Below are 13,859 nucleotides of genomic sequence, written 5' to 3'. Positions count from 1 at the left end.
ACAGCGCTACGAGACGGAAATTGAAAGAGTTGTCTGGGTGTTCAAGATCGACAGCGGACGCATCGTTCAATTCTTTCCCGTGAGGAGCTTTTCTTGATTGACGTAGAGACACTGGTGACAAGAGACGGCGTCGCCTTCTCTGCAATTGATGAGCCGTTCGACTATGGATCCGAATGGTTGTACGTCAATGGTGCGATACGGCTCATTGCCGATGGAACAACGCTGCTCGACGAATCTCTCTGGGACGAAGTCGGACAGCTGTGGTCGACTATCGGTGATTCTCTGGACGGGCTCGAGTCATCGAAGCAGACTTTCATGGAGTTGCCGGGGCAACCGGTGGACGTTGTCTTCGAGCGCGACGGGGCCGACGTCGTGATCAGAGTTCTCGTCGACCCGATTCGGGAAGCGAGGGTTGACCTGATGGAGTTGTATCGTGCGCTGGGTCAGGCCGGGACGATGTTCTGGGCGCGCATGAAGACTGCTTTTCCGCGGGATGAGGCGCGATTCGATGAAGAAATCGAGCGACTGGGCCGCTATGCGGGAGGCTGGTGATTGACTCGCGGACGGTTCGTCGAATGTCCGAGTTGCGGCCAAGGGGCGGTGGAGACGAGGAAGATTGTGGCAACTGGCGAGGCGATCCAGGTGTGCGATGAGTGCGACGCCACGTGGCCGTCTGGCGTCGATCCGAGCACGCCGGACTTCGACGACCTCCGTCTCTTCATGTTGAAGCGTGGTCTGTCGGACGACTGGTCCGAGCTCGCGTACGACGACGACCCAGCGTCGTCCGGGAGATGAGAGGTGGGCTGCGGAAGCCCTCACCCCCCGTCCCGGTCCAGCCCTCGTCGTACACGCGCCGGCATCGAGCGCGCGCACGGATAGGGTGACCGCCGTGCCTGCCGACCTGCCGATCGTGGAGATGTGGACCGACGGAGCCTGCAAGGGCAACCCCGGTCCGGGCGGCTGGGGTGTGCTGATGCGCTCCGGCGCGCACGAGAAGGAGCTGTGCGGCGGTGAGGCGCTCACCACGAACAACCGGATGGAGCTCACCGCCGTCATCGAGGGCCTGCACGCCCTCACGCGCCGCAGTTCGGTCACGCTGAACGTCGACTCCACGTACGTGATGAAGGGGATGCAGTCCTGGATCCTCGGGTGGAAGCGCAACGGGTGGCGCACGTCGGCCAAGCAGCCGGTCAAGAACGTCGATCTGTGGCAGGCGCTCGACGCGGCGGTGGCCGGCCATGACGTCGCCTGGATCTGGGTCAAGGGCCACGCCGGCGACGCGGGCAACGAGCGCGCCGACGCCCTCGCCAATCGCGGCATCACCCAGCTGACCGCCTGACGCTCCGGCCCGCCCGCCGCTGTCAGGGTTGTCAGACGCCTGTCAGATCCGGGATCTGACAGGCGTCGCGTGGTCTGTCAGATCCGCGTCATTCCGGGGTCTGACGTCCGCTCGCGTTGTCAGGAGCGCTCCGGCTGGTACCGAACAGGGGTCTCGGCTCGTCACCGTTCTGCCATTGCCCGACGTGGTCGTACGTCCGGGCATCCGAGCGAAAGGAACGATCGATGCCGATCATCAAGCACCGCACTGCAGCCGGCCTCGGCGTGCTCGCGCTGACCGCCGCCACGTTCACGGGCCTGTCCATCTCCTCGCAGGCGGACGCCGCGGGGCGTAACGGCGCCTGCGAGAAGGGCGAGTTCTGCTACAACTTCAACTCCGACCTCAGGGGAGCCTGGTCCGACTTCACCGGCTCCGTCGGCGACTACGGCGCCACCCAGCCCGGCTGCTACGAGTTCAAGGGCAAGGGCAAGAAGGGCGCCGGCAAGTGCGTCAAGAACAACGCCGGCGGCTTCTGGAACCGGTCGTCCAAGCCGGTGACGGTCTACTTCAACTCCGGGTACGGCGGCCGCTCGGCCACCCTCAAGCCCGGCGCGAAGGGCAAGCTGCCCGCCGCGGTCTACAACAACAATGCCTCCCACCGCATCGGCAAGGGCGGCGGCGGTAACCCGCCGAGCGGCAGCAAGCGCATGTCGCAGGCGCTGTACGTCGGTGGCGGCGGCCGGCTGACCTGCAAGTTCGACGGGTACACCAGCCAGTCGGGCCGGCACGAGGGCATCGACTTCGCGAAGGGGTACGGCAGCTCGGTGCGCTCGCTGGTGAGCGGCACGGTCATCCGGGCGGGCGGTGACAGCATCGCGACGCTGGCGATCTACCTGCCCAAGGAGAACAAGACCGTCATCTACCTGCACTCCAACCCGAAGGTGCGGGTGGGCCAGAAGGTGACGCGCGGTCAGGTCATCGCGACCGAGGCCCGCAACGGCGCCGGCTCGATGACGCACACGCACGTCGAGTACCGCCCGGGCAAGCACCCGTACGCGTCCAAGAGTGTGAACGACCCGCACCTGGACAACCCGGACCCCACGCGGTTCTGGAACGCGCACGGCTACGTCGAGAGCTGACCGGACCCACCCCGTACGGCGGGCGCGTCGGCACTCCCGGCGCGCCCGCCTTCTCGTGCAGGAAGGACAACGACCATGAGCACCACCGATAACACGTTCAGTCGCCGCCGGCTCCTCCAGATCGCCGGGGTGAGCGCGGTCGGCGCGACCGCCGTGGCGGTCGCCGGCCCTGGTCAGTGGGCGAGCGCCGAGGCGGCGCACACGATCATCCCGCGGTCGAGGTGGGGGTTCACCGGCTGGCAGGCCGGCGGCCCGCCGCGGCTGGACAAGGGTGCCATCACCCACTTCGTCGTGCACTACCACGGTGCGACCGGGGGCGGCGACAGCGGAGCGCAGGTGCCGCGCAGCATCGACCGCGAGCACAAGGCGGACCCGAACAACGCGGGCATCCTCTACAACTTCGTCATCACCCAGAGGGGCGAGATCTTCGGCGCCCGCGCGTACGAGTTCAAGTCCGGGGCGACGCACGGCGCGAACGACTTCTCGATCGGCGTGCAGATCCACATCAGCGGCAGCCAGAAGCCGTCGAAGGCGGCACTCGCGTCGCTCGAGTGGCTGTACCGGCACTCGCACGCCGCGATGGGTAAGAAGAAGGCGCTGCGGATCACCGGCCACCAGGACCACACCGCGACCGCCTGCCCCGGTGGTCCGCTCAACCGCTGGGTGGACGGTCGCGGCCAGGAGCTCTACCGCGAGATGGCCAAGAAGCTCGGCAGCGGCGGCGGCTCGTCCGTGCCGCCGTACCCGGGCGCGTCGGCGTTCAAGGTCGGCAAGCGGCACCCGGCGGTGAAGACGCTCGACCAGGGCCTCATCCGCAAGGGCTACACCAAGCACCACGACGGCGACGGGTACCAGGCGGGCACGCTGTTCACCCGGTACACGCGGGCCAACGTCCGCGACTTCCAGCTCGCCCAGGGCTGGACGGGCTCGGGCGCGGACGGCTACCCCGGTCCCGAGACCTGGAAGCGGCTGCTCTCCTGACCGGGCCCCGCCGGTCGAGTAGGGCCGAACGAAGTGAGCGCCTGTATCGAGACCGCGGGTCCCCACCCGTCTGTCGAGCCGGATCACACCTCGCCGGTCGAGCCAGGCCCACACATTCGCCGGTCGAGCCAGCCCACACATTCGCCGGTCGAGCCGGGCCGAACGAAGTGAGCGCCCGTGTCGAGACCACGGTGACCGCGCGCGGTTCCCGCCCCACAGCCGCGCCTGCCCTACGGTCGCTGCTGACGCCGTACGTCGAGAGGACACGATGGACGCCAACCGCCGCCAGCTGCTCAGGGGAACCCTGCTTGCCGGGTTCGCCGCTGCCCTGACGGCGTGCAGCGACGACGAGTCGCCCACCGCATCGCCGCCCTCGGGCGGCGCTGGTCCCGCCGTCGCAGACCGTCCGGAGCGCTCTCTCGCCGGTCTGCTCACCCTCGTCCCGGACGCGGCGGAGCAGCGGCGCCGCGTCGTGCTCAACCGGTACGACCCCGCCTGGACCGCCTCCGGCGCCGACCGCGCCGCGACCGGCGACGCGCTGGACGACGCCTCGCTCACGTTGACCAACGGCTCGCGCAGCAAGGTCGCTGTGCAGGCGAGCACGTTCTTCGGCAGCCCGCGGATGCGTACGAGCGGGGTGCAGGTGGCCGTCGGGTACGACCCGCGCCGGCTGACCGCCGACATCACCGCGGGCGCCCCGCCGAACGTGGTGCAGGTGGCGCGCGGCTCGTTCGACCAGGGCGCTGTGCAGCAGGCGGTCCGGGCGTCGGTCGGCGCGAAGGCGTCGGTGGTCCAGCTCGCCGGAGCCTCGGTCGTCCGGTGGCTCGACGACCTGCGCATCGACGTCGAGCTCGCCGGCAAGGCGCCGTTCAGCGACATCGGCCAGGCCGGCCGCGTCGCCGTACCGGCTGCCGGGACACTCGTCCTCGCGCGCACCGACGCGGCGGTCACGGCACTGATCAAGCGGACGCACGGACGCGGGCGCTCGCTCGCGCAGAACGCGGGGCTGAAAGGCGTGGCCGACGCTCTCGACGGTGCGGGCGTCTTCTCGGCCGTGCTCAGCACCGAGCGGGTCACCGCCGAGTCGCTGACACGCGGGCGCCGGCCCTCGTCCCCGCCGTCGGACGGCGACGTCGCCCAGCCGCCGTACGTCGCGTACGGCATCGGGCAGGCGGTCGACGGCGGGCGCAGTGTGCTCGTGGTGGCCTTCGCCCAAGCCGACGACGCGGCGGCCAGGACCGGGGTCGAGCGGCTGAACGCGATGGTGGGCAAGGGTCAGTCCGCGGCCACCGCGCGGCCGTGGTCGCAGCTGCTCACGTCGCCGCAGGTGAAGGCGGTGGGCCGGGTGGTCGTCGGCCGGTTCGTGGTCGAGAACCCGAGGCTGTGGAGCGGGATCGAGCAGCAGCGCGACAGCCTGCTCCTGTCGACCTGAGACCGCCGGACCGGTCGCGCGCTTCGAGGGCTGTGGACAACGGCGGCGGGCCATCGGCGTTCCAGGCAGGATCGGGGTGTCGCGGATTTGGTCCGGCCCGCAACACCCCACGCGCGCCCGGGGGTCGGGATACTCGCGACGGCATCGACCCAGAATCCAGGGGGACCCTGACTCATGCTGTCTCGTTCTGCGCGCACCACTGCTGCCGCTGCCGTGCTGGCGGTCGCCTCGGCCGGCGTGCTGTCCGGTTGTGGCGGCGACGACGCGAAGGCGGGTGGCTCGCCCACGGCGGCTTCGTCGTCGAGTACGGCGTCTACGGCTAGCTCGTCGGCCGCGCCGGCGACGTCTTCGGCGCCGTCGTCGAGCGCTCTCGGACCAGGCCTGCCCGGCGTCCCCGCGAACGCCCGCGCCAACACCACCGACGCCGCCATCGCCTTCACCAAGCACTACATCCAGAAGATGGTTCAGGTCGGAGCGAAGCCCCAGAAGGGCGTCATTGAGCCCTACGGGTTGGCCGGCTGCAAGGCGTGCGACGGCTATTCCGACTACATCGGACGCCTGATCCAGGATCGCCAGCACGAGTCCGGCGCGGTCATCACCATCGTCGATGGCGAGCGGATCACCGGTGAGAAGGGCGTGGTCGTACGGACGACATTTGACCAATCCACCTACCGCATCGTCGGGTCGGACGGCTCTGCGGTGCGCACCGTTCAGAAGCAGCGCTTTGGAGTCGTCTACTTCCTGCGCTGGACTGCGGGTGGGTGGCGCGTCGCTGAATCGAAGTCGACATCGTCATGAGGCGGGCCTTGGCGGCAGCCGCGTCACTGGTGATCGGCGCGGTTGGCCTAGTCGTGGTGCCAGCGAGCGCTTATGCGCTCGGCACTCCGTGTGACGGGCGCGCGTGCACCGGCAGCGGTGGGGTGTACGTCGGCCTACGGGAGAACCACGTGTTCGAGAAGAAGGGCGCGTGGAAGCCGGAGGGGCGTCCGGCTCCGAAGAAGCCCAAGGTCGTGCCGTACGAGTACACGACGACGATGGCGTGCATGGGTGCTCGGCCGGGCCAGGCCAGCGGCGAGCTCGGTTGCTCGCAGGCGATGTCGTACTGCCAGACCACGGTGAACCGGCCGAGCACGTATACGCGGGTGTTCCGGCGGCTGCTGGGTCCGAACAACCAGAAGTCGGCGTGGGAGCAGGTCGGTGACACGTGCTGGCCGGAGAAGGTGCCGGGCAAGAGCAGGCCGCAGCTGACGATGGCGATGATCAAGGAGGCGTGGACGCACACGCCGTTCGCGAAGCCCACCCTGTCGATGCAGCCGGTGGGCAACCGCACGTTGGTGACGTTGCCGACGTACTTCCAGGTGTCGTGGCCGGCGGCAGGCAACGAGCCGGACGAGGTGCGGTCAGTGACGTTGGTGGGTCAGCGGGTGGAGATCCGGCCGCGGTTCAAGCAGGTCCGCTACACCTTCGGCGACGGCGCGAGCATGACGACACAGTCGTTGGGCGGCCCGTACCCGACCGGCGACGTCACGCACGCGTACGCGGGTGCGGGCACGGTGACTGCAGGCTCGACGGTGACGTACGGGGGCCAGTTCCGTCTGGGCGGGGGTGCGTGGGTGGACGTGCCGGGCACGATCGACATCGCGGGACCGTCGCAGCAGCTGCAGGTCCTGACCGCCAAGAACCGCCTCGTCAACCAGTAGCCAGCGACGGGTCAGGCGCCGATGGATCCGAGAGGAACGACGCCGATGCCGTCCCTCCGGCGATAGGCGTTCGGTCCGGTGTAGATCACGATCGCGTCCAGCAGGGAGTCGCCCAGCCGGTCCGCGAGCCACCGCAGGTGCTTGGTGTCCTGATCCGCCACCGTCGTCGCGAGCTTGACCTCGACGGCGAGCACCTTGCCGTCGTCGCGGACCACGACGAGATCGATATCGTGATCACCGTTGCGCGTGCGTAGATGTCCGACAGCTGCGTCCGCGGCTTGCGCGACGACCCGTACGCAGAGCGTGGCAAGTGACTCGAACAGGCGGCCGAGCATCGAACCTGCCTGCGGCCCGAGGGGTTTGCCGTCGCCGTCGAGCAGCGCGTCGACGGACAGACCGAGTAGTCGTGCGGCGAGGGCCGGATCAGCGAGGTGGTGCTTCGGAGTCTGGGCAAGACGGCTGAGCGGGTGGCCGGACGGCGTCCACGCGGGCACCGGATCGACCAACCACACCTGGGTCAGCGCGTCTCTGTAGGCGATGCTCGTGCTACGTGACGGCTTGTCGCTCTGCCCCGGTGTCGCCGCGTCGAGCAGGTTCGAGTAGCTGGCGGTGGAGGACGTTGCGGCCGCGTACGCGCGCAGCCAGGCGAGCATCGCATCCGGCTTGCGCACGGTGATCCCGGTCTCAGGGACATCTCTGTCGACGGCGTTGCGCAGGTAGGAGTCGAGCTGAAATCGCAGTGCGCGTGCGCTGAGGTGTCGCATGCCGGGATAGCCCGATCGGACGATCTCCTCGACGTAGTCGACCAAGCTCAACGAGCACAGTCCGTCCAGCGGCGGACGACGCCCGGTCAGCAGCTCGCGCGTGCTGACGGTCGGTGTGGTGACGCCGCGTTCGGTCAGTGTCATCGGGCGCATTCGTAGTCGTCCGATACGTCCGGCCCCCGAATGGGCGGTGGCACCTTCCGCTGGGCTGGCGCTGCCCGTGAGCAGAAACTGGCCACCGGTCGGGTCCGCGTCCACCGCGCGCCGCACGACATCCCAAACCTCCGGAACCTTCTGCCACTCATCGACCAGCAGCGGTCGGACGCGCCGCAGCAACAGCTCGGGGTCAGCCTGCATCGCCTCCCGGTTGGTCTTGGAATCGAGCTTGAGCAGTCCGTCGACGCGCTCCTCAGCTGTCGTCGTCTTGCCAACCGCCTTCGGGCCGTCGATCGCGATAGCGGCGATGTGCTCGAACAGGTCGTCCAGCTCGTCGTCGACAATCCTTCGTACGTAGGTGGACATGTCTGTACGCTACAACTAGCAGACTCTCTGCAAGTCAATCAGCAGAACTCGTAGCCGGCGAAGAGCAGCCCTGAGACGAGGCAGCCCGGATCGTGGTCGTCGTGGTCCTGCCCCGAGAGGCCGACGGCTAGGTGCCCGTGCCAGGGCCCGTGCCGCAGAGCTCAGCCGGCCTCGGGGGACTGGTCGACGACCAGGACGCGGCGGAGCGGGATCAGTGAGCGCCAGCGCGACGGCAGGTCGTCATAGTGCTGGAGGGTGAGGGCAGTGATCTCGGCGGCTGAGAAAAGGCGCAGGTTCTGCCGCTCGCGCTCCAGGTCGGACGCCTCGCGGCTGTAGCTGCCGAGGGTGACGAACAACCCCGCCTCGCTCGACGCGAGCGTGCCGATGAGCTGCTGCACCTCGGGCCGGCCCTGGGTGCTGGTCGTGTGCTTGCACTGCACCTTGATGATCGGGGGCTCGAGTCCGAGCTTGTCCTTGTGGGCGATGACGTCGATGCCACCGTCGCTGGTGAACCGGGTGACGCGCGCCTCGTACCCCATCGCGACCAGGAGATCCGCGGTGAACTGCTCGAACTGCTCGTGGCTGACGTCCTTCAGCAGCGTGCGGATGATGAAGTCGCGGGTGTGCTGGTCGATGCGGTCGGCGTTCGGCTGGTCCTGCGCGACGGTGTCGGTGACGACCTCGGCATCGGTCGTGGTCGCAGCCGTCTCGGGAGCCGGCGGAGTGGTGCCGGTCCGGAGGAACTCGGCGAAGACGTCCTCGTGCTTGCGGACCTGGAACAGCGTGAGCGCCGAGCCGATCTCGTACAGCGCGGGCTGCGGGAACTCGCCACGCGCGACGCCGACGTCGGTCCAGCGCACCCGTCGACGGTGGCGGTGCTCGCTCACGTCCGGGTGGTACTCGTACTCGCCCTCGATGACGCCGAAGTTGATGGTGCTGTCCGGCTTGTACGGCGCGACGACCACGTCACCCGCGCGCAGCTCGAAGGCGAACCGGCGCAGCATGCCCGCCCAGACCGGGATGGCGCCGGCCTTCGCGGACGAGTACGCCTCGGCCAGCGCAACCTTGATGCGCTCGCGGTCGTCGCCGATCGCGGTGAGATCGCCGATCCGGTCCCAGCCGACCGAGATGAACCCGCCGTCGACCGTCTCCGCGCCGAGCGCGTCGTTGTGGATCCCCCACATCGTCATGGCCGTCCCCCTTCGTCGCCGTGCTCGGCTCAGCATGCCGTACCTGGAAGTCCCCACGTCCGGCTGTCGTGCGAACTACCGTCACACCATGACTGACTCGATCGAGTTCGTGCTGAACGGTCGTCGGCATCGGTTGAGCCGCGAGCAGGTCGAGCAGGGACTGGCCGGGGTGAGCCCGGAGGGCATCCAGAAGCACGCCGTCCGAGTGAACGGGACGTGGTTCCCAGTAAGGCAGGCATTCGAGATCGCGCTCAAGGTGCCGCGCGCCCAGTTCATCTCGCACGCGGCGCGTCGCCACCTCGGGGCTCTGGGCTTCGAGCTGCGGGGCAAGATCGAGGCGCGGGACGAGGCGGCGGCCGTCGTGGCGGCTCAGCCACTTTCGCGCCCGGCCCAGCCCGACGAGAGCTGGCACACCGAGGCCAACGTCCAGGCGGCGGTCGTCGCGTTCCTAGCGGCGGACGGCTGGCGCATCTTGTCGGTCGCGAACACCGCCTCACGTGAGCGCGGCACCGACATCGTCGCAGCGCGCGACGGACAGACCCTGGGCGTCGAGGTGAAGGGTTTCCCGAGCAAGGCGTACGCCGACCCCGCGCGAGCCCACGAGACGAAGCGCGCTCAGCCCAGCACGCAGGCCGGTCACTGGTACGCCGGCGCGGTGCTGTTCGCCATGAGGCAACGCAACCGGGAGCCCGAGTGGCGCAGCGTGATCGCGCTGCCGGACTTTGCGCGCTACCGCAGCCTGTACGCCGAGACCACCGGCTCGCTCGAGACGCTCGGAATCGAGGTCTGGTGGGTCAGCGAGGACGGCACCGTCGCCGTCGGGTGACGCCAGGACGCGACGGCCGATGCGCCGCCGCCAATCTACGGAACGCGTGCTCAGCCCCTCAGGGACGCTTCGCGTGGCTGGGACCCGGTCACGATAGCGTCTGCCCCACCCATTGCACCGGCGGCCGCAGGAGACCTTGCTTCATGAACCCGACCACCAAGGAAGCCCAGCGAGCTGAGCTGCACAAGACGATCTGGAAGATCGCGAACGACCTGCGCGGCAGTGTCGACGGCTGGGACTTCAAGAGCTACGTGCTCGGCACGCTGTTCTACCGCTACATCTCCGAGAACCTGACCGCGTTCATCAACGACGAGGAGCGCCGTGCCGGCGAGGCCGCGTTCGACTACGCCGCCCTCCCGGACAGCCAAGCCGAGTTCGGTCGCAAGGACACGGTTGTTGAGAAGGGCTTCTATATCCTGCCGTCGGAGCTGTTCGCCAACGTCCGCAAGCACGCCGCATCCAACCCTGACCTCAACGAGACCCTCCAAGCGGTCTTCAAGAACATCGAAGGGTCGGCACTGGGCGCCGACAGCGAAGACGACATCAAGGGCCTGTTCGACGACCTCGACGTCAACAGCTCCAAGCTCGGCAACACCGTCGCCAAGCGCAACGAGAAACTGGTCAAGCTGCTCGACGCCATCGGCGACCTGCCGCTCGGCAACTTCGCAGACCACACGATCGACCTGTTCGGGGACGCCTACGAGTACCTGATGCAGATGTACGCCTCGCAGGCGGGTAAGTCAGGTGGCGAGTACTACACCCCGCAGGAGGTCTCCGACCTGCTGGCGCGGATCACCGTCGTCGGCAAGAAGACGGTCAACAAGGTCTACGACCCCGCCTGTGGTTCCGGCTCGCTGCTACTAAAGTTCGCCAAGGTGCTCGGCAAGAACAACGTCCGCAACGGGTTCTACGGTCAGGAGATAAACCTGACGACCTACAACCTGGCGCGGATCAACATGTTCCTGCACGACATCAGCTACGAGCACTTCGACATCGCCCACGGCGACACTCTGACCGACCCGCAGCACGAGGATGACGAGCCGTTTGAGGCGATCGTGTCCAATCCGCCGTACTCGATCAGGTGGGACGGGGATGCAAATCCACTGCTGATCAACGACCCGCGCTACTCGCCAGCCGGCGTCCTGGCGCCGAAGTCGAAGGCCGACCTGGCCTTCACGATGCACATCCTCAGCTGGCTAGCGGTCAATGGCACCGCCGCGATCGTCGAGTTCCCCGGAGTGCTGTACCGCGGCGGCGCGGAACGCAAAATCCGCCAGTACCTGATCGACAATAACTACGTTGACACCGTCATCCAGCTGCCGCCGGACCTGTTCTTTGGCACCACTATCGCGACGTGCATCATCGTGCTGAAGAAATCGAAGAAGGACAGCTCGGTGCTGTTCATTGATGCCAGCGGTGAGTTCACCCGCCAGGGCAACAAGAACAAGTTGACACCCGAGCACCAGGACAAGGTCCTCGACCTGTTCACCGACCGTGAGGACGTTGACCACCTCACGAAGCTGGTCAGCAACGAGGACGTCGCCGCCAACGACTACAACGTCGCGGTTTCCTCCTACGTCGACCAGAAAGACAAGCACGAGGTTGTCGACATCGCGGAGCTCAACGCCGAGATCGCCCGCATCGTCGTACGCCAGGAGGAGCTGCGGTTGTCGATCGATGAGATCGTGGCTGACCTGGAGGGCGCGAAGTGAGTCGGATCGATGATCTGATCGCGGAACTTTGCCCTGCAGGGGTTGGGCGTAAGCGGATTGGCGACATTGCCGTGAACAGTGATCGGCGCCGCAAACCAGTAACACGGTCTGCACGGGAAATCGGACAGTATCCCTACTACGGCGCGAATGGCATCCAGGATTACGTCAAAGATTACATCTTCGACGGTACGTTCCTCCTAATAGGTGAGGACGGCAGCGTCAAGACAGCAAATGGAAAGCCAGTTCTAAATTGGGCAACTGGAAAAATCTGGGTGAATAATCACGCGCACATTTTGCAGGCGCGGTCAGAGGATGAGCTTGACCTCAGGTATCTGTACTTCGCTCTCCAGGCCGTGGATATATCTCCGTACGTCACGGGTGGCACGCAACCGAAGCTTAATCAGGCGAACATGAACATGATTGAGGTTCCTGTCCCACCTCTCGAAGTCCAGCGCGAAATCGTCAGAATACTGGATCAGTTCGCTCAGCTGGAGGTGGAGCTGGAGGCGGAGCTAGACGCCGAGCTGGAGGCGCGGCAAGTTCAGTTTGACTATTACCGAGACACCCAGCTGACATTCCCAGAATCGCCACGGCTTCTTCTAGGCGACGTCGGATCGATATTCGGAGGCCTCACAGGCAAGAGCAAGGCCGACTTCGCGAACGGCAACGCGCGATTCGTGTCGTACGTCAACGTGTTCAACAATATCGCCGTCAACACTCGGGCCGATGACTTCGTCCAGGTGAGGGCACACGAGAAGCAGCGCACCCTTCAGCGTGGCGACATCATCTTCACGGGCTCATCGGAGACGGCCGCTGAAGTGGGCATGTCCTCAGTCGTGACAGCCGAGGTCAGCGAGCCCCTCTATCTGAACAGCTTTTGCATCGGGTTCCGACCAACCGATGACGACCTGATTGATCCCGACTTCGCCAAGCACCTCTTCCGATCGGACGAGATGCGGAGGCAGATCGTTCGTACCGCCAGCGGCGTCACTCGATTCAACGTGTCGAAGGCTCGGCTCGCGCAGGTCGAGATTCCAATTCCGCCGAAGGATGAGCAGCGTCGCCTTGCCGGTCTGCTCGACAGTTTCAAGGCGCTCGTCAACGACATCTCAACCGGGCTCGCCGCCGAACGTGGTGCCCGTCACAAGCAGTATGAGTACTACCGGGACAAGCTCCTGACCTTCAGCGAGATCGGCTAAAGCATGAATCATCACGAAACGATCGAGAGCCTGGCCGATGATGTATTGCAGGGCTTAGCCAGTTCGCGTAGCGGCTTGATTTACGCGTCAAACACGGTCGGTAAGACAAGGCTGGCGCAGCACCTGAAGGATCGCGATCCGGATGGTGTTGTGCTCTACAACTCGTCCGTTGAAGACGTATTCACGTGGGATAACGAACGAGTCGTGCTCCAAATGAGTGTAGTAGAATCAGAGCTATTAGAGATTATTGCGACACAGGGTCTCGATGGCGCGATCGTTAAAAATTTTCAGGCTTTCACGAGCGATAAAATCGAGCCAAGGATTGACTTCGAAAGTGGTGAGATTAGCTTCGGAATACACACGGGTGACGACCGTGCAACTGACGGCATCAAGATATCTCGCGCAGAGGAGAGCATTTTTGTCTGGTGTGTCTACTATTCGGTTCTGAGCGCCGCGATCGATACACTTAGCGATAGTCCCGATCTGCGTATATCGGCGGACTATGACAATCTAACGCTCGCTGTAATTGATGATCCAGTTTCGTCTATGGACGATGCGCGTATCGTCACGGTTGCGCTTGCTCTGGCTGATCTTATTAAGCGCGCGGCAACTCTCAACTTGAAGTTTTTAATAACAACGCACCATGCTCTGTTCTTTAATGTGCTATTCAATTCCTTTCGTTGGTCTAAGAAGGACCAAGCGTACATGCTTCAGCGCGGACCCACGTTGGGGTGGGTGTTGAAATCGCAGCCGCACGATTCGCCTTTCAGTTATCACCTCGGGATAGTCAAAGATATTGATTTAGCGATCTCCGAGGGTACGGTTCAGCGCAGTCATTTTAATCAATTTAGAACGCTCCTCGAAAAGACGGCAAATTTCCTCGGTCATACGGGGGGCTGGGGCGATCTGCTCACCGGACCTGACGCGGACCTGCTGACAAGGGTCTTAAACTTATATAGCCACGATCGGTTCTCGGATCTGGATCCTTCCTTGGTTTCTGAGGAATACATAGATGCTTTGAAGGGCGAGTTTCAGGAGTTTCTGAGGCTATTCAGGTGGGAGCGCACAGCATGACG

Annotated in this window: 13 protein-coding genes; 11 read left to right on the top strand and 2 right to left on the bottom strand. The window is 65.5% G+C overall.

Annotated elements, in window-relative coordinates; genetic code table 11:
• Positions 1–93 precede the first annotated feature (93 nt).
• The 7 genes from P4R38_RS13100 (at position 94) to P4R38_RS13070 (ending at position 6,570) form a co-directional block, all read left to right on the top strand.
• Entirely contained in the window at positions 94–552 is a 459-nt protein-coding gene (locus tag P4R38_RS13100; RefSeq protein WP_277192512.1) for a hypothetical protein, read from the top strand.
• 364 nt (positions 553–916) lie between these two features.
• Positions 917–1,339 (top strand): ribonuclease HI, encoded by a 423-nt coding sequence (gene rnhA / locus P4R38_RS13095; protein ID WP_277192540.1) that lies wholly within the window; start codon positions 917–919, stop codon positions 1,337–1,339.
• Positions 1,340–1,563: 224 nt separating this feature from the next.
• On the top strand, positions 1,564–2,457 hold the full coding sequence (locus P4R38_RS13090; RefSeq protein ID WP_277192511.1) for a peptidoglycan DD-metalloendopeptidase family protein: 894 nt from the start codon (positions 1,564–1,566) through the stop codon (positions 2,455–2,457).
• A gap of 75 nt (positions 2,458–2,532) precedes the next feature.
• Entirely contained in the window at positions 2,533–3,438 is a 906-nt protein-coding gene (locus tag P4R38_RS13085; protein ID WP_277192510.1) for a peptidoglycan-binding protein, read from the top strand.
• Positions 3,439–3,706: 268 nt separating this feature from the next.
• Positions 3,707–4,870: a hypothetical protein gene (locus P4R38_RS13080; RefSeq protein ID WP_277192509.1), complete on the top strand. Its 1,164-nt coding sequence runs from the start codon at positions 3,707–3,709 to the stop codon at positions 4,868–4,870.
• Positions 4,871–5,044: 174 nt separating this feature from the next.
• Positions 5,045–5,668 carry a hypothetical protein gene (locus P4R38_RS13075; protein WP_277192508.1) on the top strand — a complete coding sequence of 208 codons (624 nt, stop codon included), beginning with the start codon at positions 5,045–5,047 and terminating at the stop codon, positions 5,666–5,668.
• Between the two features lie 149 nt (positions 5,669–5,817).
• A complete protein-coding gene (locus tag P4R38_RS13070) occupies positions 5,818–6,570 on the top strand; it encodes a hypothetical protein (protein WP_277192507.1) in 753 nt (250 codons plus the stop codon).
• Positions 6,571–6,581: 11 nt separating this feature from the next.
• Here the strand turns inward: P4R38_RS13070 and P4R38_RS13065 are convergent, their stop codons facing one another.
• The gene (locus P4R38_RS13065) at positions 6,582–7,856 is read right to left on the bottom strand and encodes an ATP-binding protein (RefSeq protein WP_277192505.1); all 1,275 of its coding nucleotides are present in this window, start codon (positions 7,854–7,856) and stop codon (positions 6,582–6,584) included.
• A gap of 161 nt (positions 7,857–8,017) precedes the next feature.
• Positions 8,018–9,046 carry a restriction endonuclease gene (locus P4R38_RS13060; RefSeq protein ID WP_277192504.1) on the bottom strand — a complete coding sequence of 343 codons (1,029 nt, stop codon included), beginning with the start codon at positions 9,044–9,046 and terminating at the stop codon, positions 8,018–8,020.
• An 88-nt stretch (positions 9,047–9,134) separates the two neighbouring features.
• Between P4R38_RS13060 and P4R38_RS13055 the strand changes: the two genes are divergently transcribed.
• The 4 genes from P4R38_RS13055 to P4R38_RS13040 all read left to right on the top strand — a co-directional run bounded on the left by P4R38_RS13055 (position 9,135) and on the right by P4R38_RS13040 (position 13,857).
• Positions 9,135–9,872 carry a hypothetical protein gene (locus P4R38_RS13055; protein WP_277192503.1) on the top strand — a complete coding sequence of 246 codons (738 nt, stop codon included), beginning with the start codon at positions 9,135–9,137 and terminating at the stop codon, positions 9,870–9,872.
• A gap of 143 nt (positions 9,873–10,015) precedes the next feature.
• On the top strand, positions 10,016–11,584 hold the full coding sequence (locus P4R38_RS13050; protein WP_277192502.1) for a type I restriction-modification system subunit M: 1,569 nt from the start codon (positions 10,016–10,018) through the stop codon (positions 11,582–11,584).
• On the top strand, positions 11,581–12,783 hold the full coding sequence (locus tag P4R38_RS13045; RefSeq protein ID WP_277192501.1) for a restriction endonuclease subunit S: 1,203 nt from the start codon (positions 11,581–11,583) through the stop codon (positions 12,781–12,783). Before P4R38_RS13050 ends, P4R38_RS13045 begins: the two co-directional genes overlap by 4 nt.
• A gap of 3 nt (positions 12,784–12,786) precedes the next feature.
• A complete protein-coding gene (locus P4R38_RS13040; RefSeq protein WP_277192500.1) occupies positions 12,787–13,857 on the top strand; it encodes an ATP-binding protein in 1,071 nt (356 codons plus the stop codon).
• Positions 13,858–13,859 lie beyond the last annotated feature (2 nt).

The sequence above is a fragment of the Luteipulveratus flavus genome, from assembly GCF_029439465.1.
In the GTDB taxonomy this organism is placed as follows: Bacteria; Actinomycetota; Actinomycetes; order Actinomycetales; family Dermatophilaceae; genus Luteipulveratus; species Luteipulveratus flavus.
The sequence above is the reverse complement of the archived record's forward strand: the minus strand, read 5'-3'. Positions and strand labels throughout refer to the sequence as shown.